Origin of the sequence: Streptomyces sp. NPDC007084, assembly GCF_040703595.1 — a bacterium.
GTDB lineage: Bacteria > Actinomycetota > Actinomycetes > Streptomycetales > Streptomycetaceae > Streptomyces.
On the sequence record NZ_JBEYFY010000008.1, the window covers coordinates 157,683 to 182,495 of the forward strand.

General features: G+C 74.1%; 20 protein-coding genes. 7 read left to right on the plus strand and 13 right to left on the minus strand.

What is annotated here, in order from left to right; translation table 11 throughout:
- The first annotated feature begins 178 nt into the window (after positions 1-178).
- Positions 179-1,348 carry a DUF418 domain-containing protein gene (locus AB0912_RS10450; protein ID WP_366697906.1) on the plus strand — a complete coding sequence of 390 codons (1,170 nt, stop codon included), beginning with the start codon at positions 179-181 and terminating at the stop codon, positions 1,346-1,348.
- Here AB0912_RS10450 and AB0912_RS10455 read toward each other — a convergent pair.
- The 8 genes from AB0912_RS10455 to AB0912_RS10490 all read right to left on the minus strand — a co-directional run bounded on the left by AB0912_RS10455 (position 1,266) and on the right by AB0912_RS10490 (position 10,143).
- Positions 1,266-3,074 (minus strand): TraM recognition domain-containing protein, encoded by a 1,809-nt coding sequence (locus AB0912_RS10455; protein ID WP_366697790.1) that lies wholly within the window; start codon positions 3,072-3,074, stop codon positions 1,266-1,268. The two genes, AB0912_RS10450 and AB0912_RS10455, sit on opposite strands and share 83 nt — an antisense overlap.
- Positions 3,071-4,573 carry an ATP/GTP-binding protein gene (locus AB0912_RS10460; protein WP_366697908.1) on the minus strand — a complete coding sequence of 501 codons (1,503 nt, stop codon included), beginning with the start codon at positions 4,571-4,573 and terminating at the stop codon, positions 3,071-3,073. The genes AB0912_RS10455 and AB0912_RS10460 overlap by 4 nt, the downstream gene beginning before the upstream one ends.
- A gap of 293 nt (positions 4,574-4,866) precedes the next feature.
- A complete protein-coding gene (locus AB0912_RS10465) occupies positions 4,867-6,360 on the minus strand; it encodes an SCO6880 family protein (RefSeq protein WP_366697793.1) in 1,494 nt (497 codons plus the stop codon).
- 344 nt (positions 6,361-6,704) lie between these two features.
- A complete protein-coding gene (locus AB0912_RS10470) occupies positions 6,705-7,958 on the minus strand; it encodes a hypothetical protein (RefSeq protein ID WP_366697795.1) in 1,254 nt (417 codons plus the stop codon).
- A gap of 1 nt (position 7,959) precedes the next feature.
- The gene (locus AB0912_RS10475) at positions 7,960-8,712 is read right to left on the minus strand and encodes a hypothetical protein (protein ID WP_366697797.1); all 753 of its coding nucleotides are present in this window, start codon (positions 8,710-8,712) and stop codon (positions 7,960-7,962) included.
- A gap of 16 nt (positions 8,713-8,728) precedes the next feature.
- Positions 8,729-9,016, minus strand: a complete 288-nt coding sequence (locus AB0912_RS10480; protein WP_366697799.1) for a hypothetical protein — start codon at positions 9,014-9,016, stop codon at positions 8,729-8,731.
- A gap of 87 nt (positions 9,017-9,103) precedes the next feature.
- Positions 9,104-9,385 carry a hypothetical protein gene (locus AB0912_RS10485; protein ID WP_366697801.1) on the minus strand — a complete coding sequence of 94 codons (282 nt, stop codon included), beginning with the start codon at positions 9,383-9,385 and terminating at the stop codon, positions 9,104-9,106.
- Complete coding sequence (locus tag AB0912_RS10490; protein WP_366697803.1) at positions 9,382-10,143, minus strand: hypothetical protein; 762 nt, start codon at positions 10,141-10,143, stop codon at positions 9,382-9,384. Before AB0912_RS10490 ends, AB0912_RS10485 begins: the two co-directional genes overlap by 4 nt.
- A gap of 539 nt (positions 10,144-10,682) precedes the next feature.
- Here AB0912_RS10490 and AB0912_RS10495 point away from each other — a divergent pair.
- The 3 genes from AB0912_RS10495 to AB0912_RS10505 all read left to right on the plus strand — a co-directional run bounded on the left by AB0912_RS10495 (position 10,683) and on the right by AB0912_RS10505 (position 13,454).
- Positions 10,683-11,501 carry a lytic transglycosylase domain-containing protein gene (locus tag AB0912_RS10495; protein ID WP_366697805.1) on the plus strand — a complete coding sequence of 273 codons (819 nt, stop codon included), beginning with the start codon at positions 10,683-10,685 and terminating at the stop codon, positions 11,499-11,501.
- Between the two features lie 11 nt (positions 11,502-11,512).
- The gene (locus AB0912_RS10500; RefSeq protein WP_366697807.1) at positions 11,513-12,547 is read left to right on the plus strand and encodes a hypothetical protein; all 1,035 of its coding nucleotides are present in this window, start codon (positions 11,513-11,515) and stop codon (positions 12,545-12,547) included.
- Positions 12,548-12,737: 190 nt separating this feature from the next.
- Positions 12,738-13,454, plus strand: a complete 717-nt coding sequence (locus tag AB0912_RS10505; protein WP_366697809.1) for a sigma-70 family RNA polymerase sigma factor — start codon at positions 12,738-12,740, stop codon at positions 13,452-13,454.
- Here AB0912_RS10505 and AB0912_RS10510 read toward each other — a convergent pair whose 3' ends face one another.
- Positions 13,455-16,517, minus strand: coding sequence for a BTAD domain-containing putative transcriptional regulator (locus AB0912_RS10510; RefSeq protein ID WP_366697811.1), 3,063 nt, complete (start codon positions 16,515-16,517; stop codon positions 13,455-13,457).
- A gap of 198 nt (positions 16,518-16,715) precedes the next feature.
- Here AB0912_RS10510 and AB0912_RS10515 point away from each other — a divergent pair, with 198 nt between their 5' ends.
- A complete protein-coding gene (locus AB0912_RS10515; protein ID WP_366697910.1) occupies positions 16,716-17,369 on the plus strand; it encodes a rhomboid-like protein in 654 nt (217 codons plus the stop codon).
- Between the two features lie 10 nt (positions 17,370-17,379).
- Entirely contained in the window at positions 17,380-18,786 is a 1,407-nt protein-coding gene (locus tag AB0912_RS10520) for an FAD-dependent oxidoreductase (RefSeq protein ID WP_366697813.1), read from the plus strand.
- Positions 18,787-18,882: 96 nt separating this feature from the next.
- Here AB0912_RS10520 and AB0912_RS10525 read toward each other — a convergent pair whose 3' ends face one another.
- From AB0912_RS10525 to AB0912_RS10535, 3 genes are all read right to left on the minus strand, one after another.
- Positions 18,883-20,382 (minus strand): DHA2 family efflux MFS transporter permease subunit, encoded by a 1,500-nt coding sequence (locus tag AB0912_RS10525; protein ID WP_366697815.1) that lies wholly within the window; start codon positions 20,380-20,382, stop codon positions 18,883-18,885.
- A 137-nt stretch (positions 20,383-20,519) separates the two neighbouring features.
- Positions 20,520-21,503, minus strand: a complete 984-nt coding sequence (locus tag AB0912_RS10530) for a zinc-binding dehydrogenase (protein ID WP_366697817.1) — start codon at positions 21,501-21,503, stop codon at positions 20,520-20,522.
- A gap of 123 nt (positions 21,504-21,626) precedes the next feature.
- Positions 21,627-22,793 (minus strand): NAD(P)-binding protein, encoded by a 1,167-nt coding sequence (locus AB0912_RS10535; RefSeq protein ID WP_366697819.1) that lies wholly within the window; start codon positions 22,791-22,793, stop codon positions 21,627-21,629.
- A 142-nt stretch (positions 22,794-22,935) separates the two neighbouring features.
- Here AB0912_RS10535 and AB0912_RS10540 point away from each other — a divergent pair, with 142 nt between their 5' ends.
- Positions 22,936-23,637: a pentapeptide repeat-containing protein gene (locus AB0912_RS10540; protein ID WP_366697821.1), complete on the plus strand. Its 702-nt coding sequence runs from the start codon at positions 22,936-22,938 to the stop codon at positions 23,635-23,637.
- Positions 23,638-23,663: 26 nt separating this feature from the next.
- Here the strand turns inward: AB0912_RS10540 and AB0912_RS10545 are convergent, their stop codons facing one another.
- Positions 23,664-24,161, minus strand: a complete 498-nt coding sequence (locus AB0912_RS10545) for a hypothetical protein (protein WP_366697823.1) — start codon at positions 24,159-24,161, stop codon at positions 23,664-23,666.
- Positions 24,162-24,813 lie beyond the last annotated feature (652 nt).

The window sequence follows — 24,813 nt, forward strand, 5'->3', positions numbered from 1 at the left end:
TGCCGGAGAACCCGCCGGGACCCCGCCTGTCCGCCAGCCCGTCGGGACCGCGCGTGCCGGAGAACCCGCCGGGACCCCGCCTGTCCGCCAGCCCGCCGGGACCGCGCGCGCCGGCGAGCCCACCGGAACCCCACGTGCCCGCGAGCCCGTCGGCGCCGCGCGTGTCCCCGACGTCGATGTGCTGCGCGGATTCGCCCTGTTCGGGATCCTGCTCGTCAACGCCCAGCTCATGGCGGGCCCTTACACCGCCTTCGGCGGCGGTCCCGGTGTCTCGGCGCTCGACCGGGCGGCGGCCTGGGCGGTGACCGCGACCACCACCGTCTACCAGCTGTTCTCCTTCCTCCTCGGCTACAGCTTCGTCCTGGAGCGGCGCACGGCCCGCCCGGCGGACACCGGCGCGGCCGGAGCCCGTCATCTGCGGCGCACCGCGGGCCTGTTCGGCCTCGGGCTCGTACACGCCGTGCTGCTCTACCCCGGCGACATCCTGATGACGTACGCCGCGCTCGGCCTGGTCCTGTACGGGCTGCGCGGCCTCGCACCCCGGACGGCCGTGCGGGTCGCGGCCGGTCTGGTGGCGGGCCTGGCCGTGCTGCTCCTCGGGTACGGCCTGCTGACCGTCGCGCTGACCGAACCGGTCACGGCCGCCGCGTACGCGCCCCGGGCCGCGGACCTGGCCGCCGCCTACCGGGGCGGGTTCGGCTCGGTGGTCGGGGCGCATCTGCGCGAGCTGCCCTCGGCGCTCGGCGCCAACCTGATGTACACCCCCGACATGCTGGCCGCGTTCCTCGCGGGCCTCGCCGCGGCCAAGACGCGGCTGGTGGAGCGGCGCGGGCGGGACCGGGTCTGGCTGCGGCGGACCCTGCTGCGCTGGCTGCCGGTCGGCCTCGCGGGCGGGGTGGTCACCGCCGTCTGCGCGAACGGGCCGCTGGACAGCCGCTGGTTCCTGGTCGGGCACGCCGTCTCGCTGCTCACCGCGCCCGCCCTGACCGCGTCGTACGCCTGCGGGGTGCTGCTGCTGGCCGGGGCGGTGCGCCCGGCGGCGGACGTGCTCGCCGCCTCCGGGCGCATGGCGCTCAGCCAGTACCTCACCCAGTCGCTCGTCCTCGCCTGCGTGTTCACCGGGTACGGCCTCGGCCTCTACGACCGGGTCGGCACCGCGACCGTCCTCGCGGGCTGCGTCCTGCTGTACGCCCTCCAACTCGCCTACGGGGCCTGGCTGATGCGCCGGGTGCGGTACGGGCCCGCCGAACTGCTGCTGCGGACAGTCACGCTGGGGCGGCGTCCCGGCCGGGCTCCGGCTTGTGCAGGGTCACCCCCGGCAGCAGCCGGGCCGCCGCCCGTTCGGTGATCGCCGCCGTCTCCGCCTTCGCCGCCGCCGAGATGGCCCCGGCGCCGGGCTCCTTGTACCAGGGGCGCAGCCGGATCAGCGCCGGCCGCACACCGGTCGCGAGGAGCAGCGCCGTGCCCTTGGGCAGCGCGCGGATCCGGTCCGGCGGCAGGACGGCCTCCTGGCGGTAGGAGTACGACCGTGACGTGCCCTCCTTGCCGCGCGAGATGCTCGGCGTCCTGACGTCGTGCTGGCCGACCAGGGTGGAGATCTTCTGGACGAAGTCGGCGTCGTCCAGACCCGCGCCGAGGAGTTTGATGGTCGCCGCGCTCCACAGCGCGTCCATGCCGACCTCACCCCACACCCGGGCGCCCTGCCGGTAACTCTGGAGCAGGGTCACGACGTTGATGCCACGGGAGCCGAAGTGCGAGTACAGGTCGGGGAGATCGGAGATGCGGCACACGTTGGCCGCCTCGTCCAGCACCGCGGTCAGCGGCGGGTCGAGCCGGCCGCCCATGCGTTCGGCGGCCACGACACCGGCCCGCATCGTCGCGTCGGCGAGCCCGGCGATGACCCCGGCCGCGGAGCCGCCGCCGTCCTTCGACAGCAGGTAGAGCGTGTCGTGGCCGAGGACGTGCCGGTCGGGCCGGAACTCGGGGACGTCCGGATCGGGGGTGACCCAGGCGAGGATCTCCGGGTCCAGGAGGCAGGAGACGGTCTGCCGGGCCGTCTCGTAGATGCCGTCCCGGGTCTCCACCGCGCCGCGCACCGTGCCCTGCAACTGCTCGGCCATCGCCACGAGCCGGACCTCGCGCAGCAGGTCGATCGGGGTGCGGTCGGCGGGGTCGGCGAGCCAGGCCAGCAGGTCGGTCAGCGGGGCCTTTCCGCGTGCGGCGGCCAGGAACAGCGCGGTCAGGGTGTTCTGGGCGGCGGAGATCCAGAAGTCCTTCTTCGCGGTGTCGTCGTTGACGGACGCGACGAAGTGGCCGGCCATCCGGCGGGCGCCCTCGATGGTGTGGCACTCGCCGAGGATGTTCCACCACATGGCGCGCGGGGTGTGCGCGATGCCCTGCGGGTCGAACGTCCAGACCGTGCCCGCCTGTTCGCGCGCGGCGCGGGTGACGGCGTACACGTCGGACTTGTTGGAGGTGAGCAGCACCGCGCCCTGGGCGCGCAGCACCCGGGGCACCGCGATGCCGGTGGACTTGCCGGCGCGGGGCGCCATCAAATCCAGCTCCACGTCCTCGTAACTGCTGCGCAGTTCGGGGCCCTTGGGCTCCAGGTCGCCCAGCAGGTTGCCGGTCTCGTCCGGGTGGACGCGGTCGCGGCCCTTGAGGCCCGGGCGCAGTTCGCGGGCGCGGGCCTCGATGCCCTTGGGGCACATGGCGGCCAGTTCACGCCGGCCGGCCAGGCCCTTGGGGCGGGCCGAGCGGTCCATGAACAGCCGGACGGCCAGGGCGACGGGCAGCGCGAGAAGGACCAGCAGGGCGAGCATGCCCCCGTAGACGGCGGCGGGGGGCGCGGCCGGCCACAGCGTGCCGGGTCCGTCGGAGACCAGCCGGCCGATGGTGGACAGGGCGAACGGCGGGGCGTCCCAGCCGTGGCCGGACAGGCCCGAGCCGAGGGTGCCGCCGGACCAGGCGACGGTGAACACCGCCAGGCCGGTGCCGGCGACCGCGACGATCGCCCACGGCAGCAGGTCGTGCAGGTCGCCGCCGCCTCCGCCCTTGCCGTGCGGGGCGCTCACGCGGTCCACCTGCCCGCCGCCTCGACGCCCGTCCCGCCGGGGAGGGCGCCGCCACCGGGTCCGCCGGGCAGGACACCCTCCTGGGCGGCGCGGGCGACCTCCCGCGCGGCCCGCGCCGCCGCCTGTTCGACGGCGTCCTCGTTCGGCGTCCACCGGGTGTTGGTGTTGTGCAGGTGGCGCTCGGCGTCGGTGATGGCGACCTTGATGGGGATACCGGGGCGGCCACCGACCTTGATGAGGAAGCGGCCCCGGCCGGGCGGCTCCTCGTTGTCGCCGCCCACGCCCCAGCCGGGCGGCGACGACCACGACGACACGAGTTCGATCTCGCGCCGCGACAGGCCGACCACCTTGCCGAGGTCCTCCATCTCGGTGCGCGGCAGACCGGCGCAGACGACCATGCCGGCCCGCTCCACGAAGCCGCGCGCCTTGGCGCGGTCCGCGTCGGTGCCGAGGGCCTCGGCGTCCTTGAGGGTGTGGGTGATCTTCGCGTCGCCGAGACCGAGCGAGCGGTTGAGGCGGGTGAGCGCGTCGATGCGGTCCACGATGCCGGAGGCCGCGCGCAGCGGTCGCCACAGCTCGTCGAGGACGGTGAAGAACCAGCGGCGGGGCGCGAGTCCGGCGTCCGCGAGGGCGTGCGAGGCGGCGACCGTGCCGAGCCCGTCGGACCAGGCGGCGAGCATCGCGGCGGCGGTGAGCTGGGTGTCGGCCTCGCCGATGCCGGAGATGTCGATGCACACGGCGGGCGCGTTCGGGTCGATGCGGGTGGACGTCTCGGAGGCGAAGGTGTCGCCGAGCGGGCCGTCGAGGATGCCGAGCAGCGAGCGGTGCAGCGGGTCGACGGCGTCCCGGTAGCGGGTGTCGTCACCCCGGTCGAGGGTGACGGCACGGACCCGGGGCGGGCCCTCGGTGAGGACCCGCAGCACGTCGGGCAGCAGCACCGTACGGCCCTCGGGGGTGCGTTCGCGCAGGTGGTGCAGGACGGCGGAGAGCACGGACTGCTCGTGGTCGTCCATCGGCCGGCCGCGCACGATGGTGACGAGGGCCGCGACCATGTTCAGTACACGGCCGTGCGCCTCGGCCTTCAGCACCTCGCCCGCCTCGCCGCCGATCCGCGCGGCGGCGGCGCCCATCGCGCCCGGGTCCAGGACGTTGATGCCGCCCCGGCCGCGGCCGATGGAGATGACCTGGCCGCCGAGCGCGCGCACGGTGTCGGCGTAGTCCGGCTTGAGGTCGCCGAGGACGAGCGGGACGACCCCGGTCGCCGCCAGCCCGATCAGCATCCGGTTGACCAGGGTGGACTTGCCCAGGCCCGGCATGCCGAGCATGAACAGGGACGGGTTGGAGATGTAGCGGGCCCGGGTGAACCAGGACAGCGGGTCGCCGCAGACCGTGGCGCCGGTGAACAGGTGCTGGCCGAGCGGCACACCGGTCATCGGCGAGCCGGAGCCGGCCGCGAACGGCCACATGCCGCAGGCCTGCACGGTGGTCGCGCGCCACATGGTGGGCGGGTCCATGTAGCCGACCCGGCCGCCGCCGACGCCGTACCAGCCGCGGTGCGGGACGAACAGCTCCTTGGTCTTCCCGGGAGCCTTCTCCTTCCCGGACTGCCCCGGCTTGCCGGGCTTACCGGCCTTCCCGTACTTCTCGGCCTTCCCGGACTTGCGGGGGCGGCCGTCCTTGTCCGGCGGGGCCGGGGTGCCGGACGGGAGGGTGCCGGGGGCCGGCGCCCGGGACGCCTGCTCCTCGGCGAGCCGGTCGGCCCGCTCGGCGAGCTTCTCCTCGCGGCGGCGGCTCACAGCGCCTCCTGCAACTCGTGCGGGATGAGGGTCTGTTCCCACGGGAGGATGCCGGCGGGCAGCGTGCAGCTGAACGCCGCCGCCTGCATCCGGTCGGCCGGCCGCATCAGCACCCGGGACGCCGCGGTCAGGTTCCGTACGGTCACGCTCGCGTCCGCCAGTTCCTCCATGGTGTCGACGGTGACCGTCAGCATCAGGGAGAACTCCACGAGTCCGGCGCCGGACGCCTCCTCGGCGGCGGTCTGCTCGGCCGCCCGCACCTCGGAGGCGGCGCGGGCCTGGACCATGCCCTTGCCGGAGGTCGCCATGAACTGGGCGCTGCGCCGGTCCGCCTCGACGATCCGCGCCGAGGTGGCCGGGTCGATGGGCCGGTAGACCAGGGCGACCCGCTTGCGGCGGGTGCCGGGTGCGGCCTCCAGCATGCCCCGGAGCACCGAGGAGCGGATCGTGCCGCGCGGCGCGAGCGTCAGCAGCCAGGTCCGCGAGACGCCGGAGTCGTGCTGATAGCTGTTCACCGTCTCGACGGCGGCGGCCGGGCCCGCGTCGTCCCACTCCAGGCCCGTTCCGCCCTGCTGCGCACGGGCGTTGAGGACGTCGGCGGCGACCGCGGGATCGTAGGCGACCCGGACGACCTCGGCGATCCGCTCCGCCGACAGCGGGTACGCGGCGCCGCCGCCGGCCGCGACGAGCCCGCTGAGCAGGCCCGGGATGCGGATGGCGAGGTCGGTGATGACGTCGTCCTTCTTGCGCCGCTGGCCCGGCGGGACGCCGTAGGTCAGGGTGATGTACGTGTGCATCTCGGAGGAGGCGCTCGGGTACCGCTCCACGACCTCCTCCATCACGGCACGGGCGGCCGGCGGGGCGTCGGGGTGGATACGCGGCAGCACCTCGTGGGCGAGCCGGGTGCCCGGGTCGGGGGCGGTCTCCACGATCACGGAGGCGCCGCGCAGGCCGGGCTCGTGCGCCAGCCTGGCCAGCCACTCGCCCCACAGCGCGACCCAGACGTCCACCTGGTCCGGGTCGATGAGCGAACCGCCGTCCGGGTCGCAGCCGAGGACGATCGTGTACAGGTTGCGGACCGGGTGGTGCAGCACGCCGAACGGGCGGTCGTAGGCGTCCCGGCCCTCGGTCGCGGTGACCTTGTTGAGCAGCCCCGGCGGGCGGAACCGGCCGCCGGGACGGGCGGACAGCGGCCCGGAGACGTACAGGTGGGCGCCCTTGGCCTTCCGGCGCCACCAGCCGACGCGCAGCGTGATGAGCTGGTAGACGTTGCGGCCGTCCTGGGTGCGGATGGCCAGCGGCACGAGGAACAGCACGACCGGGACGAGGACGACCAGCGCCGCGTACAGCGAGATCAGCGACGCGAGCAGGGTGACGATGAGACCGCCGAACACCCCGAAGGTGCCGACGAGCCCGAGCGGTCCGAGCCCCGGGCGCCGTGGCCTGCGCCAGTTCCCGTAGGTCGGATGGGTGGCGGCTTCGGTGGACATGAGTCCGGTTTCCCTTCGTGAGGTGACGGGCACCGCGACGCGGCGGTTCGAAGACCGCCGGGCTCCCCGGGGGGACAGGGAGCCCGACGGCCGGTCAGAGGCCGGCCTCGGTGCCGGGGCACTGGCCAGGGCGCGGGCCGGGGCGCGGGGAGCCCGGCCCGGCAGGTACGGGGTCCGGCCATCAGGGACGGGGTCCGGACACCCCGTCCCATCGGGTACGGGGGCCGGTCATCAGGTACGGGAGCCGGTCACCGGCTCTCCGGGGGAGTACGAGGTGGAGGCGCCCGGAGTCGTCGGCGCCCGGGGAGCAAGTGCCGAAGGCACCGGGCGCCCGGTTGGCCGGGTCACTTGTTGTTGCCCAGTTCCCCGTCGGCGCCCTCCACCGCGCCGGAGACCGTGGAACTGGCCACCTGTGCCGCGGCCACCGCCGCGAGTACCGCGACCCCGGCCGGGCCTGCCGCCGCCGCGGCTCCGCTGCCCGCCGCGCCCGCGCCCGAGGCGCCGGCCCGGCCCGCCGCAGCCGCGCCGTTCGCGCCGCTCGACCCGGCCGCGCCCGCCTCGCCGCTCGCTCCGGAGGAACCACCCGCGCCGGAGGAACCGCCCGAGCCGGACGAGCCGCCGGACCCGGACGAGCCACCGGACCCGGTCGCCCCGCTCGGGCCGACCTGCGCGCCGCCGCCGGAGCTGCCGCCCCGGCCGCCGAGCTGGACCGCGCCGCTGGCCAGGTTGGAACCCGCCTGCCCCATGCTCGACATGGGGTTGCCGGTACCCATCGCGGCGGTGGCCGGCACGATCAGCTTCAGCAGCGCGGGCAGCGCGATCGCGGACAGCAGCATCACGCCGATACCGGCGATCCGGGTGTTGATGGTGGCCGTGTCACCCGTGCCGCTGTTCTTGCCCGAGTTGATCATCGCCATGCCCGCGTTGAGGACGAGCGCGACCGCGGGTTTGTAGAGCAGCCAGGCGATCATCCAGCCGACGTGCTTGCGCCACCAGCCGGCGCCCCAGTCCGTCATCGACGCCGCCGCGGCCAGCGGAAGCGTGCCGAGCAGCAGCATCATGACGCCGAGCCGGATGTACATCAGGATCGTGTGGATGATGCCGGAGATCAGCAGCAGGAACGCGAGGACCAGCAGCAGGAACGACTGGATGCCGCTGCCGTCCGAACAGGCGCCGACGTTGCTCAGCGACTCCCGTACGGCGTTGTTGAACAGGTAGTTGGAGTAGCTGTCGCCGACGGACGCGGCGGCCACCACGACGGTGGTCGCCGCACCCGAGACGAGCACCACCCGCATGATGCCCTTGAGCGCGGTGCGCCCCGCGTCGCCCTTGCGTTCGATGGCCATCCGGCAGGCCGCGAAGAGCAGCGAGCCGACGGCCAGGTAGACGACGATCCACTGGGTGTCGCCGCTGATGTCCTTCGACGTCTGGGTCTGTTCCAGCGTCGGGACGTTGGTGGTGAGCGCCGCGAACACGGCGACCGCGCCCGCGAGAATGGTCTTCGCGATCAGCTCGACGATGGTCCCGATGGGGTCGCCGAGAAAGCTGAAGAAGCCCTTCACCAGGTCGATGACCGGATTTCCGGACGTGCAGTTCACGTCAGACCCCCCAGAGGGTGAAGCCGTTGGTGCTCTGGACGGTGGACACCGGGGTGTGCAGGGACCCGTTGTCGTCGGGCCGCACCTTCCAGTCGCCGCCGCTCCAGCGCAGCGAGATGGTGGTCGCCGCGTATCCCTGGGCGCTCTTCAGGAGCAGCCGCACGGTCGCCGCCGACTCCGTGTACGAGGTGACCGTGAAGCCGACGTACGTGGCGACGGCCGTACCGCCGCTCTGCTCGTCGGTGTTGGCGACGGTGGCCCGCTGGAACTCGAACATGTCGCGTCCCTGCCCGGCCACCACCTGCTGTTCGGTGACGGTGCGCCAGTGCGAGCCGCTCATCTGCGAGGGGATGATGTGCGCCGCCAGCGCGGCCCCGTCGGGCGTGTGCGCGTAGCACCACCACAGCGGCCCCTGGATCAGGGTGGGGCCGGCCGAGGCGGAGACCGGCACCCGCGCGACACCGAGGGTGCGCCAGGTCACGTCCTTGGGCGCGGCCTTCGGCAGCGCGGAACCGGCGCTGTCGTCCGTGCCGCAGCCCGCGGGCCGGCCGTCCTTCGTGGCGGACGCCTTCGACAGGGGTCCCGTCGTGGCCGCGGCGTTCGCGGTGCCGGCGCCCCCGCCCGGGCCGGACAGCAGGCTGACGATCCCGCCCACCACGACCACGATGCCGAGGAACCCCGCGGACAGCTGCCAGCTCCGCTGCTTGTAGTACGGCCCGGACTCCGCGAGCCGGCGCTCCCTGCGCTTGAACATCACGACCGGCGCCCGCTTACGCGAAGACGAAGCTGATCAGCGGGCCCGCGGTGGCGACCAGGACACAGCCGCCGAGGACCATGCCGAGCCGGCTCATGTGCTCCGAACTCTCGCCGCGCTTCACCGAGACGGCCATCATCGCGCCGGTGATGAGCACACCGGCCACACCGGCGGCGGTGCCGGCCCAGGCGGCTATGCCGAGGACCGTGTTGACCTTGGTGGTCAGCTCACCGGGGGCGTTGCGGGCCGGCTGGGGGACACCGGAGGCCAGGAAGTTGGAGGCTTCGAAGAGCAGAGAGGACATGGGGATCTCCGAGGAATCGGCGCCCGCGCGAGCGGTGGGCGACTGGATGACTGGTGGTGCGCGAAGGTGGTGCGGGGTCGGACCGGTTCAGGGGCCGAGGAGTTGGAGGCTGCCGAGGGCCGCGACGAGCGGCCCGGCGCAGGTGGCGACCAGGCAGCTCAGGGTCACGAAGAAGACGCCCCGGAAGTGCTCGCCGCCCTCGCCGGGGTCGCCCCGGCGGAGCTGGAGCGCCATCTGGATGCCGACGATGATCAGTCCGCCGACCCCGCACGCCGAGGCGCACCAGGCGAGCAGGCCGAGGATCGTGTCGGCCTCCACGGGCGGGGTGTAGGCGGCGAGGAACCGCCCGTCCGGGAGGATCTGGCTCACGACGCGGCTCCCTCGCCGTAGAGGTCGCCGCCCACCAGCTTGGCGAGCGTGGCGAGTTGCCGGGGAACGGACCTGGGCCGGCCGCCGGTGCGCCAGGCCGGTATCCACGGCACGCGGTGCACGCGGGTGACCGAGCGGAGCACGCGGATACGGCGCAGCAGGGTGAGCGGCAGCCGTCCGGGGGCGTCAGCGACGAGGACCACGGCGAGCAGGTCGAGTCCCTGCGGGGCGTTGCCGTCTTTCAGCGCGCCGAGCGCCTGCGATACGGACTGGAGTCCGCGCGCGCTGGTCCTGCCGACCAGCACGATCCGGCGCGGTTCGCCGCGGGCCGGGTCGGGCCAGCGGGCGCCCACGTCGACCCCGCCGAAGGCCTCCACCAGCGAGGTCGCGCCGGACCCGCCGTGCGCCTTCACCCACCCGACCTCGTCACGCGAGCCCCCGCGCACCGGCCGGGGCCGCTTGGCCGCCTGCCCCCAGGCCGCCTCCCCGCCACCACCCCGCGCCGAACGCCGGGCGGGAGCAGCCGCCTTGGGACGCGGGGCGGCGGCTTTACGGGGGGCGGGGGGCGCTTGTACGGGAGCGGACTGCACGGGAGCGGCTTGTACGGGAGCGGGCTGGACCGGAGCCGCCTGCGCGGGGGCCGTCTGTACGGGCGCCACCTGGGCCGGGGGTGCCGCGTACTGAACAGGAGCCGCCTGAACCGGAGTCGCCGGTGCCGCCTGGACCGGGGGCGCCTGGACCGGCGTCGGCTGCGGCATCGGCTGTGGCTGTGGCTGGGGCTGGGGAGCCTGGAACGGAGTGTGCGGGGCCTGGGTCTGCGGGGGCACGGGCTGTCCGACCGGAGCCCCCGGCGCCTGCTGGACCGCCGGGGCCTGTTGGACCGGCGGGACTTGCTGGGCCTGTTGGACCGGTGGGGCTTGCTGGGCCTGTTGGACCGGCGGGGCTTGCTGGGCCTGTTGGACCGGTGGGGCTTGCTGCGCCTGCTGGGCCGGTGGGGCTTGCTGGGCCGGCGGGACCGTCCCATCGGTGTCCGGAGCGGGCCGTGGGTCCGGAGGAACCGGCGGTGGGTTCTTCGGTCCCCGTACCCATGCCCCCGGGCCCGACGGCATTGCCGAAGGAGTGCCCATGTGTGCCCCGCCCCCCTCTTCGCTCGTGAATCCGCTGCGCTGACTCATCTGTTTTCCACTGGTGTGAACTTATTTGCCCTGGGCGCCGTTTGGATCTGACGAGCCCGTCGGACAGCACAACGGGTCTCGTGGCCACAGCGGTTCAAGGTGTGGGGAAGAAGGCGGGCGCCATGAGTGGAGAAGGCGGAGAAGGCGGTGCGTCGACCGCCGTCCGGAACGGCATCATCGCGGGCACCGGCTGCGGCTGCCTGCTGTCGCCGCTCGCCCTGGCGGGCACCCTCGTCGTGGTGGTGGTGCTGGGCGGGTTCGGCGTCCTGCTGGCCCCGCTCATCGCGCTCTATCTGCTGTTCCACGGCGGCGGCGGGGACCCGCCGAGCCAGGACACGGCGGACCAGACGCTCAGCATCTTCCAGGGCGACGGCAAGGGGCAGCTGGACACCACGACCGTGCCCGAGGACCTGGTCGACCCGATCCAGAACGCGGGCGAACTGTGCGGCGCGATCGGCCCGATCGTGATCGCCTCGCAGATCGAGAAGGAGTCCGGCTTCAACAAGACCCTCGTCGGCCCGAACGGCGAGGAGGGCATCTCCCAGCTGCCGCCCGAGATCTTCACGCAGTACGGCAAGGACGACGACGACAACGGCAAGACCTCCGCCCTGGACGCGGAGGACTCGATCATGGCGCAGGGCCGCTACATGTGTGAACTCGCCAAGCAGGGCCAGCAGTTGATTGACGACGGGGCGATCCAGGAGACCGGCGAGGACGGCGCGAGCAACACCTCGCTCGACCTCGCGCTGGCCGCGTACGACGTCGGGATGGACGCGGTCAAGGCGGCGAAGGGCGTGCCGCAGACCAACGAGGCCCAGGGCTATGTCCTCGCGGTCCGCGCCCAGTTCGCGAAGTACCAGGGGATCGGCGCCCCGCCCTCGGGCGCCACTCCCGGCGTCACCCCCGACCCGGACGCCACCACGACCGGCCCCGCCGCATGAGGAGGACAGCGATGGCCCACTTCGACGTGTACATATCCGGTGAGGGGATCGCCGAGATCGACGGACGCACCCTGGTCCCCGCGCCGGGCCAGTCCGTGCACGAGGCCGTGCTCGACCGGTTGCAGGCTCACGCGGAGGAGCGGGGCGGGGCGGTCGAGGCGACGGTGTACGACGGTCCGGACGCCGTCCGTTTCGACCTCCAGGTCCTCCCGGACGGCTCCAGCCACGTCCTCGCCCCGACGGACCCGCCGACCCTGGCCCCGGCGGACCCGCCAACCCCGGCGGACCCGCCAACCCCGGCGGACCCGCCAACCCCGGCGGACCCGCCAACCCCGGCGGACCCGCCAACCCCGGCCCCGGCGGCGACCTCGGAAGCCGAACCGGCCCCGATATCACCGGAGTTCACCTCGGTCCCGCCCGAACATGCCCCAGCGCCAACGGAGTTCAGCGCCCCCGCCCCCACCGCCGTCGTCATCCCCCCGTCCCCCGCCGCCACCGCCTCCGCCGTCGCGACCGCCGTGGCCCGTGCGCGGGCGACCGCCGCCGCGCGGGCCGAGGTGCCGGACCCGGCGTCCGTCGCGGTGCGTGCCGTGCGGAGCGACTTCCCGGACTGGCTGACCGAGCGGATCGGCCGGATCAACGGGCTGGCCGCCGCCGGCCTGCTGGACGAGGCGTTCGACGACGCGACCGAGCTGCGCGAGAGCCTCACCGAGTCGATGGGCGCCGAGCATCCGCACGCGGTGGAGGCCCGGGCCGTCGAGGCCTACCTCGCCCACCTGCGCGGCGACCACCGCGAGGCCATCGTGCTGGCGCTCGCCGTGGCCCGGATCCGGTGCCGGGCCCGGGACGGCAGGGCCCCGGCGGAGGTGGCGCGGGCGGCGGCGGCCTGGCAGCAGCTCGACGACGACCGGGCGGTGGTCGCGCACGGCCGTGAACTGCTGCACATGTGGGCCTCGTTGGAGCGCAACGGCCTGCTGCCCCCGGGCTACGCGGCGCTGGTCCGCCAGGTCCGCCGACAGGTGGAGGCGCTCGCGGCCTACGTCTGATCTCCGGCCCATGGGACGCAAACCTCACGCGTACCTCTGGTCACACCCGTCCCGACCTGGCCGTCCATCGGTCCGTACAACCGACGTCAAACGAACGTGGAACACCCCTCGGAACACTCCGTTCCCCCGGAGGCCCCGGCTCCTCGTACCCCCCACGGGGCCGGCCATTCCCAAGGAACAGGAGCACACCATGAACGTGACGGTCATCGGATCGGCGAACGCGGTCTCCCCCGAGGAACGGGCGCTGCGCGACCTCTACCTGGAACACGGCCCCGCGCTCTACACGTATGTGCTGCGCATGCTCAACGGGGACACCCACCGCACCGAGGACGTCATCCAGGAGACGCTGCTGCGCTGCTGGAACAAGCGGAACCTGGGCGACAGCGAGGGGATGGCCGTACGCCCCTGGATGTTCCGGGTGGCCCGCAACCTCGTCATCGACGGGCACCGGACGCGGATGGCGCGCCCGCTGGAGATCGGCGGCGCGACCTGGCTGGACGAACTGGGCGCCGAGATGGACGACATCGAGCAGATGCTGTCGTCCATCGTGGTGCGCGAGGCGCTGAAGGCGCTCACCCCCGCCCACCGTGACGTCATACAGGCGACGTTCTTCGCGGACCGCACCACCCAGGAGGCGGCCGACGTGCTCGGCATCCCGCAGGGCACGGTCAAGTCCCGGGTGTACTACGCCCTGCGCAGTCTCCGGCTGGCCCTGCGCGAGCGAGGCGTCGCCGTGGACGAACCCGCCGCCCCCCGTCCCGTCACCGCCCGGGCCGCCACCCCCCGTCCCGTCACCGCCCGGGCCGCCACCCCCCGTCCCGTCACCGCCCGGCCCGCCACCCCCCGTCCCGCCAGCTCCCGTTCCGCCACCACTCAGCCCGCCGTCCCCCGTTCCGCCGCCGCCTGATCAGGCGTTCTCCGTCCCCTCCAGGCCGCGCAGGGTCTCCCGCAGCCCGGCGGCCTCCGGATGGCCGGTCTCCTCCAGCAGGGCCAGCGCCGTCCGGAACGCCGTGAGCGCCGTCTCCCGGTCGCCCGCGGCGAGGTGCGCGTCCCCCGCGTGCCGCAGGGTGTCGGCCTCCAGGGAGTGGTCGCCGATCTCCCGGTACAGCGCCACCGCCCGCTCGAAACGCTCGACGGCCGCGCCGTACTGGCCGAGCTGGTGGTGGGCGTAGCCGACGCTGTCCTGCGCGGCGGCCTCCCCGACCGGGTCGCCGGTCTCCTGGTGCAGGCCGACGGCCTTCTCGCAGTGCTCCAGCGCCTTGTCGTGCTCGCCGAGCAGGATGTACGTCCAGCCGACCTCGTTCAGGACGATCGCCTCGCCGCTCGTACTGCCCTCGCTCCGGTACAGCGCCCGGGCGTGCGCGTAGTGGTCCAGCGCGACGTCGAACCCGCCCTCGCCGTTGGCCTGGTAGGCCAGGCAGCGCCGGGTGCGGGCCTCGCCGGACGCGTCCCCCTCGGCCTGGAACAGCTCCAGCGCGCGCCCGAGGTCCCGGCGGGCCTCCGCGGCGTGCGCGAACCGGGTGTGGAAGAAGCCGATGCCGCGCAGCGCGTGCGCCTCGCCGGTGCGGTCGCCGACGGCCCGGGCGGCGCGCAGCGCGACACTGTTGATCTCCATCAGGTCGTGCCAGAAGCCGAGCCGGTCGAAGTAGAGGTCGAGGCCGACGGCGGTGCGCCAGGCGTGGTCCTCGTGGCCGTTGGCGGCGGCCTGCTCGACGACGGCGCGCAGGACGTGGCGTTCGGCGCGCAGCCAGTTCATGGCCTGCTTGCGGCCGGTGAACCGCAGCGGCGCGCTGTCCGTTGTGGCAGGTGGCAGGGGAAGGGTCTCGCGCAGCGGGCTGATGGTCGCGGAGGCGTGGTGGGTGGTGTGCAGGTAGTGGTCGTGCAGGCGCCGCAGGGCCGCCGCGCGCTGCTCCGGCCCGTCCTCGGCGTCGGCGAGTTCGGCCGCGTAGGCGCGCAGCAGGTCGTGGAAGGCGTAGCGGCCGGGGGCGTGTTCGCCGAGCAGGCTGGCGCCGGTGAGGTCGCTCAGCAGCGCGCGCACCGCGCGGACCGGCCCGGCGGCCAGGGCGGCAGCGGCGGCGGTGCCGATGTCGGGCCCGGGATGCAGGGAGAGCCGCCGGAAGAGCGCGGCGGCCCGGGGCGGCAGCGCCTGGTACGACCAGGAGAAGACGGCGCGGACGTCGGTGCGGGCGTCACCGCCGGTGAAGGCGTCCAGGCTGCCGTGGTTCTCGCGGAGTTCCGCGGCGATGTCCGCGAGCCGGAACGCGGGGTGGTGGGCGGCCCGCGCGGCCACCACGGCCAGCGCGAGCGGCAGGTGGGCGCACAGTTCCACGATGGCGTCGGTGGCCGCCGGTTCGGCCTCGACCCGGCCGCGTCCGAGCCGCCGGGCGAGCATCGCGCGGGCCTCCTCGCCGGTCAGCGGGCCGAGGGTGAGCGGGTGGGCGCCGTGTCCCGCGACCAGTCCGGTCAGCCGGCCGCGGCTGGTGACGACGACCAGGCAACCCGGGGTGCCGGGTAGCAGCGGGCGTATCTGCTCGGTGTCGCGGGCGTTGTCGAGGACGATCAGCACGCGGCGCCGGGCGAGGACGCTGCGGTAGAGGGCGGCCTGCGCGTCGAGCCCCTCGGGGACCGCCTGCGGGGCCACGCCGAGCGCCACGAGGAAGGTCTCCAGCGCCTCGGAGGGGTGCATGGCGGAGCCGCCCTGGGCGTATCCGCGCAGGTTGACGTAGAGGCTGCCGTCGGGGAAGCGGTGGGCGACCCGGTGCGCCCAGTGCACGGCCAGGGTGGTCTTGCCCGCGCCCGCCATGCCGTTGATGAGCGCGATGACCGCGGTGTCCGGGTGCTCCCCGGCGGGCAGCAAGGCCTCCACCCGGGCGAGTTCGGTGTCCCGGCCGGTGAACAGCGCGAGATCCGCCGGGAGTTGGGAGGGGTGCACATCGCCCCTGGCCGGTACGGGAACGGTGGCGCCCGGGTCGTCCGCCGGGCCGGTGCCGCCGGTGCCGCCGGTGCCGCCGGTGCCGGTGCCGGTTCCGCCGCCGCCGGTGCCGCCGCCCGGTCCGGTGCCGTGTCCGCCGTCCGGTCCGGTGCCGGTGTCGTGGGGCGGGACGGCGGAGATGCCGGTGGCGTCGGTCGGGTCGGTCGGGTCGGTCGCGTCGGTGGCCTCGGTCGCGGAGCCGGCCGAGGTGGCGGCCGGGGCGGGTACGGGCGGTGGGGCGAGGTCCGGGGCACCGGACAGCAGCCGGGCGTGGGCGGCGCGCAGGGACGGGCCGGGTTCGATGCCCAGTTCCTCCACCAGCGTGCGGCGGATGCGCGCGTACACGTCCAGGGCCTCGGCCCGCAGGCCGCAGCGGTGCAGCGCGACCAGCAGCAGTTCGCTGACCGCCTCGCGCAGCGGCTGTGCCTCGCGCAGCGCCCGCAGCTCCGGCAACACGGCTTCGTGGCGGCCGAGTTCGAGTTCCACGCGCAGCCGGTACTCCTGGGCGCCGAGCCGCCGTTCGGCCAGCCGGGCCCGTTCCGCGCGGGCGAACGGGCCGGGCACCCCGCCCAGCGCCGGGCCCTGCCAGAGGGCCAGCGCGCTGCCGAGCAGCCGGGCCGCGCCCCGGCTGTCGCCCGCCGCGCGGCGCCGCTCGGCCTGCGCGAGGCTCTCCTCGAACACGCCGAGGTCACTGGTGATCCGCTCGGTGCGCAGCGCGTAGCCGTCGCCCGCCAAGACCAGCAGCCGGGGCGGGGTTCCCGGGGCGCGGCCGGGCTCCAGCAGTCCGCGCAGCCGGGACGCGTAGGCGCGCAGCATGGGGACGGCGCCGGCCGGCGGCGCGGGACCCCAGACGGCGGCCACGAGTTCCCCGGCGGTGGCGGCGCGCCCGCCGCGCAGCAGGAGCACCGCGAGCACCGCCCGCTGCTGCGGTGAGCCGAGCACCAGCTCCGTCCCGCCCCGCCAGGCCCGCAGCGGGCCCAGTAAGGAAAAACGCACCACGTCCGCACCACCCGTAACCCTCACGGCACCGGAGGGTAGCGACTGTCCGTTAAGAACACTCGGCCGAACGTGAGATTCACGTGTTCGAGCCATGGATGTGACGCGTCACCGGGGTGGCCTGAACCGGACCAGATGGTTCCGAATGTCGTCGGAACACTGGCCGCATAAGGGACACTACCGGCATGGGTGAAGCTGACCATGCGCGGTGAGCGGGTTGTCCACAGGGTGTGGACCTTTGTGCGCGGCGCCCCGGGCACGTACATCTGGCTGGCGGTCCTGTTCGTCACGACCGTCGCGATGCACCACATGTCTCCGGATTTCGAAGCGCGGTTCCTGCGGCAGCGCTCGACCAACCTGCACGAGCTGTCGAGCAACCCGGTGCGGGTGCTGATCGCCAGCGCGATGTGGATCGACGGCGGGCGCTGGCTGCCGTACGCCGCGCTCTACACGCTCTTCCAGGCGCCCGCCGAACGCTGGCTCGGCACCGCCCGCTGGCTCGCCGTGAACGCCGCCGCGCACGTGCTGTCCACGCTGATCAGCGAGGGTGCGCTGCTCTGGGCGATCCGGCACGGCATGGCCCCGCAGTCCGCCTCCGACACCCTCGACATCGGCGTCAGCTACGCGCTCGCCGGGGTGATCGGCGTGCTCGCCTACCGGATCGCGACGCCCTGGCGGTACCCGTATCTGGTGATCGTCCTGGCCGTCTACGGGCTCCCCTTCGCCACCGGGCGCACCTTCACCGATCTCGGGCATTTCACCTCCGTACTGATCGGTCTCGCCTGTTATCCGCTGGTCAGAGGGCGGGGAAAAGCATGGAATCCGAAGGAGACAGTGGGCGCGTTCAGGGGTTAACGTCCCGCTCATGAGCAGCTCGGCAGACCACGCCGTGAACGGCGGCATCTCCTTCTGGTACGCGGACGACGGCTTCCCCGCCACCCGGGAACCGCTGACCGGCGACGCGACCGCCGACGTCGTCGTGGTCGGCGGCGGCTACACCGGACTGTGGACCGCGTACTACCTGAAGAAGGCCGCGCCCTTCCTGCGCGTGACCGTCCTGGAGCAGAAGTTCTGCGGCTACGGCGCCTCCGGGCGCAACGGCGGCTGGCTCTACAACGGCATCGCGGGACGCGACCGGTACGCCAGGCTGCACGGCAAGGAGGCGGCCGTCCGCCTCCAGCAGGCCATGAACGACACCGTGGACGAGGTCGTCCGGGTGGCCGCCGAGGAGGGCGTCGAGGCCGACATCCACCAGGGCGGCGTCCTCGAAGTCGCCTACACACCGGCCCAGTTGGCCCGGCTGAAGGCCTTCCACGCGCACGAGCTGTCGTACGGCGAGAAGGACCGCGAGCTGTACGGGGCGAAGGAGACCGCCGAGCGGATCCGGGTCGCCGACGCGGTGGGCTCGACCTGGACGCCGCACGGCGCCCGGCTGCACCCCGTCAAACTGGTCAAGGGCCTCGCCGCGGCCGTCGAGGCGCTCGGCGTCACCATCCACGAGCACACGCCGGTCACCGAGATCCGCCCGAAGCACGCGGTCACGCCCTACGGCACCGTCCGCGCCCCCTACATCCTGCGCTGCACCGAGGGCTTCACCGCGAACATCAAGGGCCAGAAGCGCACCTGGCTGCCGATGAACTCCTCGATGATCGCCACGGAACCACTCACCGACGAGCAGTGGGCGGCCATCGGCTGGGAGGGCCGCGAGACGCTCGGCGACATGGCGCACGCCTACATGTACGCCCAGCGCACCGCCGACGGCCGGATCGCGCTCGGCGGACGCGGTGTCCCGTACCGCTTCGGCTCGCGCACCGACAACGACGGCCGCACCCAGCGGGCCACCATCGACGCCCTAGACGACATCCTCGTACGCCTCTTCCCGTCGCTGGCCGGGGTGCGCGTGGCGCACGGCTGGTCCGGGGTCCTCGGGGTGCCGCGCGACTGGTGCGCCACGGTCACCCTGGACCGCTCCACGGGCCTCGGCTGGGCGGGCGGCTACGTCGGCTCCGGTGTCGCCACCACCAACCTCGCCGCCCGCACCCTGCGCGACCTCGTCCAGCAGGACTCCGGCCAGGGCGGCCCCACCGAACTGACCGGACTGCCCTGGGTGAACCACCGGGTCCGCAAGTGGGAGCCGGAGCCGCTGCGCTGGATCGGCGTGCACGGCATGTACGCCACCTACCGCACCGCCGACCGGCGCGAACTCACCACGCCCAGCGTCGAGTCCTCCCGGCTCGCCCGGCTCGCGGACCGGGTGGCGGGCCGGCACTGAGCCCTCGGGCGGGCGGCCGTGCCCTCGGGCGGGCGGCCGTCGGTTCGCCGCCGTTGCTGCCTGCGCCGTCGCTGCCGTCGCTGCCGGTGCCGTCGGTCAGGGCACGGGCTCCGGGACCGGGGAGTCCGTGGGGGCGTGCTTGGGCGGCTTGGCCGTGACCATGAGGCCCGCGATCAGACCCGCCAGCAGCATGATGCCGACCGCCCACCAGATGGCCACCGTGTACCCGTGCACGACGCCCTCCCGGACGACCAGCTCCCGCTGGGCGGGATTACGGAGATGGGCGGCGACGTAGGCCGTCGTACTGGTGGTGGCGATGGTGTTCAGCAGGGCCGTGCCGATGGAACCGCCCACCTGCTGCGAGGTGTTGACCGTCGCGGAGGTCACGCCCGAGTCCTGCGGGGCGACCCCGGCGGTGGCGGTCGCGAACACCGGCATGAAGGTCAGGCCCATGCCGAGGCCGAGCAGCAGCAGGCCCGGCAGCAGCTCGCCCGCGTAGTCGGATTCCACGGTGAGCTGGGTGAAGAACAGCATCCCGCCGGCCGCGAGGATCATGCCCGGCACCATCAGCGCCCGGGGCGGCAGATGCGGCAGCAGCCGGGCGGAGATCTGCGTCGAGCCGATGATGATCGCGACGGTCAGCGGCAGGAAGGCGAGACCGGTCTTCACCGGCGAGTAGCCGAGGACGACCTGGAGGTAGTAGGTCATGAACAGGAACACGCCGAACATGCCGATGACCGCGAGGCCCATCGTCAGGAAGCAGCCCGCCCGGTTGCGGTCCTTGATGATGTGCAGCGGCAGCAGCGGGCTCGGCGCCCTGTTCTGCCACCACACGAACGCGGCCAGCAGGACGACACCGCCGATGAGCAGCGCCAGCACCACCGGGTCCGACCAGCCGCGCGGCTCCGCCTCGCTGAACCCGTAGACGATCGCGACCAGTCCGCCGCAGCCCAGGATCGCGCCGGGCACGTCGAGCCGGACGTTCTTGTGGCCCGGCCGGTCGTGCAGCAGCGCGAGGGCGCCGAACACCGCGATCACCGCGATGGGGATGTTCACGTACAGGCACCAGCGCCAGTCCAGGTACTCCGTCAGCAGACCCCCGGCGATGAAACCGATCGCCGAACCCGAGCCGGCCAGCGCGCCGTAGATGCCGAAGGCCTTGCCGCGTTCCTTCGGATCGGTGAACGTCGTCGTCAGCAGCGACAGTGCCGAGGGCGCGAGCAGCGCGGCGAACGCGCCCTGGAGCGCGCGGGCGCCGAAGAGCATCGCGGACGTGGTCGCCGCGCCGCCCAGCGCCGAGGCGCCGGCGAAGCCGATCAGCCCGATGATGAACGTCCGTTTGCGGCCGACGAGGTCCGCGACCCGCCCGCCGAGCAGGAGCAGACCGCCGAAGGCGAGGGTGTAGGCCGTGATGACCCACTGCCGGTTGCCGTCGGACATGTGCAGATCGCTCTGTGCCGAGGGGAGCGCGATGTTCACGATCGTCGCGTCCAGCACGACCATCAACTGGGCGAGAGCGATGATCACCAAGGCCCACCAGCGGTGGGTGTCCTGACCTGTGGGGACACGGGGTTCGCCTGTCCGGGTGACACTCATCCGCTCAGAAGACCATGGATCGGCATGGGTCGCATCTTTGGACGAAGGCCCCATTCCGGACCTGCCGTCCGGCCTGCTCGGAGGGCTCGGAGGGCTCGGAGGGCCGGGGCGGGCTGGGGGCCGCGAAGAGCTGGGGGTCATGGTTCCAGCACCACCTTTCCGATCGTCGCCCGGTTCTCCAGGGCACGGTGCGCGGCGGCGGCCTCGGCCAGCGGGAAGCGGGTCACGGCCGGCCTGAGCCGTCCGGCCGCGGCCTCCGCGAGCGCGCGCAGTTCCAGGGTCCGCAGCGGGTCGGGACCGCCCGCCCGGCGCAGCATCACCGGCCCGAGCACCTGCTCGGACACGCCCTCCACGAGGTACGGGGAGCCGTCCCGGATGCCCTCGGCGGACCAGCCGAAGACGAGGTGCCGGCCGCCCGGCCCGAGCAGCGCCACGGCCTCGCGGGCCACCTCGCCGCCGACCCCGTCGTACACCACGGTCGCCACAGGGCCGCCGAGCCGGGCGCGGACCTTCTCCGCCCAGCCCGGTTCGGTGTAGTCGACGGCGTGGTCCGCGCCGTTCGCCCGGACCCGGGCCGCCTTCCCGGCGCCGCCCGCGAGGCCGATCACGGTCGCGCCCCGGTGGTGCGCGTACTGCACGAGCAGGGTGCCGATGCCGCCGGCCGCGGCGGGCACGAGGACCACGTCGGCGGGCCCCGGCTCGGCGAACCGCACGATCCCCAGCGCCGTACGGCCCGTGCCGATCATGGCGACGGCCTGCGCGAAGTCCAGGTTCTCCGGGATGTCGTGGACGCGGTCGACGTCCACGACGGCCCGTTCCGCGTAGCCGCCGGGGGCGAAGCCGAGGTGGGCGACGACGCGGCGGCCGAGCCACAGGGGCGCGACCCCCTCGCCGAGGGACTCGACGGTTCCGGCCACCTCCCGCCCCGGAATCGTCGGCAGCGCGGCCGGCGCCGGGGCGGGTCCGCCGCGCATCCCCTCCCGCAGCGCGGCGTCCAGCAGATGCACTCCCGCGGCCCGCACGGCGACCCGCACCTGCCCGGGCCCCGGCACGGGATCGTCGACGCGCTCGTGAACCAGGTGCTCGGGGGGCCCGAAGGTGTGCAGTCGGATGGCGTACATGGGGCTCCTTGGGGTCGGGGCGCAGGGGGTGGCCCACCTGGGGGCGTGGGGCCCGGCTATCGGGGTGCGGCCCACTCGGCGCCCGGCGATGGAAGGCACCCCGGTGATCACCACTCTTCAACCTCAAGCTTGCTTGAGGTCAAGGGGTTGCCGGAGGCGGAGGGCGAGGGTGACCGCCTCCAGGGCGCTGTTGAAGGAGACCTCCGAGAGGACGCCGGGCGCGGCCACCTGGTCCCCGGCCAGGTAGACGCCGTCCCCGCGGTCGATCGCGGGACGGTCCCGCCAGCTCGTGCCGGGCGGATCGACCGCGCCCGTACGCCCGCTCGCCACCGACTCCCGCCGCCAGGTGACCCGTTCACGCCAGCCCTCGAAGGCGAGGTCGAGCAGGTGCTCGGCGCGGGCCACCCCGTCGGCCCCGGTCTCGTCCGGCGCGATCGGGATCTGCCCCTGGAGGAGCTGCTCGCCGGCCGGCGCGAGGGTGCGGTCGCGGGCGGTGAACCGTTCGATCCAGCCGGGCGCGTCCAGGTCGGACACGGCGAACGCGTCACCGCGCCGGCTCCTCAGCGCCAGGTCGATCAGGGCGGTACGGCCGCTCGGCCAGCGCAGCGAGGAGTCGCCGAGCAGGGCGCGGGCGGAGGCGAGCGAGGTGGCGACGATGACCGGTCCCCGGCCCACGGGCACCCGGTCCACCCGGGTCAGCGTCTCCATCCGGACGCCGAGGTTCCATGCCCGCCCCGCCATCCGGTCGATGACGTTGGCCCAGCCGCCCCGGGGACAGTTCGCCTCCGGAGGCAGCCGCATCGCGCGGCGCAGCCGCTCCTGTACGAACGCGGCGGACAGCGACCCCGGGTCGTGGTGGAAGAGCGCGACGGCGGCGTAGTTGGCGGCGGCCCGCGCGCCCTCCGGGCCGGCCTGACCGGTCGCCCAGGTCAGGAAGTCGACGTCCGCGGGCGCCTGCTGGCAGGAGCGCCGGAGCAGTTTGAGCATGGCGAAGGGCGGGGTGCGGCGCAGCACGCCCTTGTGGCGCAGCCGCAGCCGGGCGGCCTCCCGGGGCGGGACCGGCGCGAGCGGCCCGATCAAGTCCCGCTGCTTCAGCCAGGTCCAGTGCGGGCCCGCGCTGTACAGGGCGTGCGGGCCCTCGTTGGTCCGGTAGGGGCCCTCGGCGGTCCGGGCGCGCCCGCCGAGGGTGTGGTGCGCCTCGTGAACGGTGACCTTCGCGCCCGCCTCGGCGGCGGTGATCGCGGCGGTCAGTCCGGCGAAGCCGCCGCCGATGACGGTGATGCGGTCCATGGCTGGAGGTCTCCTCTGGTCTGGCTCGGGGCCTGTCTGCGATGAAGACCGATCGAGAACCCCGGAATGTGACATGAACCGGGTTCGGCCCTGGTTCCCGCAGGCCAGGGCGTTTGTCAGTGGGGGAGGGCAGGATGGGGGGATGGCGAGGAGAGTTGCGGGCGGGGCCGGAGCGCGGGCGTCCGGCGGGGGAGTGAAGGGGGCCCGGCGGCCCGAGCTGCGGCTGCCTCCGCTGGAGCCGTTCGGCGGCGGGGAGCTGGAGCCGGACGGCGACTATGACGGGCTGGATTTCCGGGACGCGGACTTCGCCGGGCAGGACGGCGGGGGCGCCCGTTTCATGGACTGCGCGCTGACGGGCTGCGCGCTGGACGGGACGCGGCTGCACCGGGCACGCGTACTGGACTCGGTGCTGACGGGGATACGGGGGGTGGGCACCGACCTCGCGGAGGCGACGCTGCGGGACGTCGAGCTGGTCGACGCGCGGCTCGGCGGGACGCGGTTGTACGGCTCGGTGCTGGAGCGGGTGGTGGTGCGCGGCGGGAAGATCGACTATCTGAACCTGCGGACGGCGCGGCTGAAGGACGTCGTCTTCGAGGGCTGCGTGCTGGTCGAGCCGGACTTCGGCGGCGCGCGCCTGGAGCGCGTGGAGTTCGTGGACTGCGTCCTGAGGGGCGCGGACCTGACGGGGGCGACGCTGACGGACGTGGACCTGCGGGCGGCGGCGCAGCTGGATATCGCGCGGGGCGTGGACCGGCTGGCGGGGGCGGTGGTCGGCACGGCCCAGCTTCTGGACCTGGCCCCGGTGCTGGCCGCCGCGCTGGGCATCCGGGTGGAGGGTCCGTAGGGTTCCGGTGGCGGGTCCGCAGGGTCCTATACGCGGGGGAAGCGGGCCTGGAGGGACCAGATCGCGGGGTTCTCGGCGAGGTCGTCGTGCAGGTCGGTCAGGTCGGCCAGCAGATCGTGCAGGAAGTCCCGGGCCTCGCGGCGCAGGGCGGTGAAGGAGAAGGTCAGCGGCTCCTCCTCGCGGGGCATCCAGTCGGCCTCGATGTCCACCCAGCCGAAGCGGCGCTCGAAGAGCATGCGGTCGGTGGACTCGGTGAAGTCCAGCTCCGCCTGCTGGGGCCGGGAGGCCCGGCTGCCCATCGGATCACGGTCGAGCTGCTCGACGATGTCGCACAACGCCCAGGCGAAGTCCAGCACGGGCACCCACCCCCACCCCGTGGACACCTCCCGGTCCGCTTTGGTGTCGGCGAGGTAGACGTCCCCGCAGAACAGATCGTGCCGCAGCGCGCGCACGTCCGCCCGCCGGTAGTCGGTCTGCGGCGGATCGGGAAAACGGTTGGAGAGGGCATACCCAATGTCAAGCACGTAGAAGATGGTGACACGCCCCCGAGAACCCCCCGTCCGAACCGGAGACCAACGCACCCACCCCTGAACCGCCGGACGCCCGCCCAGGGGCGCGAGGAACCGCGCGCCCAGTCCCCACCGGCGCGCACCGGCCAGGATGACCGCGCGTAGGGGCAGGGGGCGAAGCCCGAAGACGCCGGGGACTTTCCCGGGGCGCGAGGAACTGCGCGCCCAGCCCCCACCGGCGCGCACCGGCCAGGATGACCGCGCGCAGGGCCAGGGGCGAAGCCCGGAGACGCCGGGGAGTTTCCAGGGGCGCGAGGAACTGCGCGCCCAGCCCCCACCGGCGCGCACCCGCTCGGCTGCCCGCGCGTAGGGCCAGGGGCGAAGCCCGGAGACGCCGGGGAGTTTCCAGGGGCGCGAGGAACTGCGCGCCCAGCCCCCACCGGCGCGCACCGGCCAGGATGACCGCGCGTAGGGGCAGGGGGCGAAGCCCGAAGACGCCGGGGACTTTCCCGGGGCGCGAGGAACTGCGCGCCCAGCCCCCACCGGCGCGCACCGGCCAGGATGCCCGCGCGCAGGGCCAGGGGCGAAGCCCGGATACGCCGGGGAGTTTCCAGGGGCGCGAGGAACTGCGCGCCCAGCCCCCACCGGCGCGCACCGCCCACACCAC

Excerpts from the sequence above, each read along its gene's own strand:
- AB0912_RS10535 (WP_366697819.1), bottom strand. The coding sequence starts at position 22,793 with ATGGACCGCATCACCGTCATCGGCGGCGGCTTCGCCGGACTGACCGCC.
- AB0912_RS10520 (WP_366697813.1), top strand. The coding sequence starts at position 17,380 with ATGAGCAGCTCGGCAGACCACGCCGTGAACGGCGGCATCTCCTTCTGG.
- AB0912_RS10500 (WP_366697807.1), top strand. The coding sequence starts at position 11,513 with ATGGCCCACTTCGACGTGTACATATCCGGTGAGGGGATCGCCGAGATC.
- AB0912_RS10460 (WP_366697908.1), bottom strand. The coding sequence starts at position 4,573 with ATGTGGCGCGCGACCACCGTGCAGGCCTGCGGCATGTGGCCGTTCGCG.
- AB0912_RS10505 (WP_366697809.1), top strand. The coding sequence starts at position 12,738 with ATGAACGTGACGGTCATCGGATCGGCGAACGCGGTCTCCCCCGAGGAA.
- AB0912_RS10540 (WP_366697821.1), top strand. The coding sequence starts at position 22,936 with ATGGCGAGGAGAGTTGCGGGCGGGGCCGGAGCGCGGGCGTCCGGCGGG.
- AB0912_RS10480 (WP_366697799.1), bottom strand. The coding sequence starts at position 9,016 with ATGTCCTCTCTGCTCTTCGAAGCCTCCAACTTCCTGGCCTCCGGTGTC.
- AB0912_RS10490 (WP_366697803.1), bottom strand. The coding sequence starts at position 10,143 with ATGCCGCAGCCGACGCCGGTCCAGGCGCCCCCGGTCCAGGCGGCACCG.
- AB0912_RS10525 (WP_366697815.1), bottom strand. The coding sequence starts at position 20,382 with ATGAGTGTCACCCGGACAGGCGAACCCCGTGTCCCCACAGGTCAGGAC.
- AB0912_RS10495 (WP_366697805.1), top strand. The coding sequence starts at position 10,683 with ATGAGTGGAGAAGGCGGAGAAGGCGGTGCGTCGACCGCCGTCCGGAAC.
- AB0912_RS10475 (WP_366697797.1), bottom strand. The coding sequence starts at position 8,712 with ATGTTCAAGCGCAGGGAGCGCCGGCTCGCGGAGTCCGGGCCGTACTAC.
- AB0912_RS10465 (WP_366697793.1), bottom strand. The coding sequence starts at position 6,360 with ATGTCCACCGAAGCCGCCACCCATCCGACCTACGGGAACTGGCGCAGG.
- AB0912_RS10515 (WP_366697910.1), top strand. The coding sequence starts at position 16,716 with ATGCGCGGTGAGCGGGTTGTCCACAGGGTGTGGACCTTTGTGCGCGGC.
- AB0912_RS10530 (WP_366697817.1), bottom strand. The coding sequence starts at position 21,503 with ATGTACGCCATCCGACTGCACACCTTCGGGCCCCCCGAGCACCTGGTT.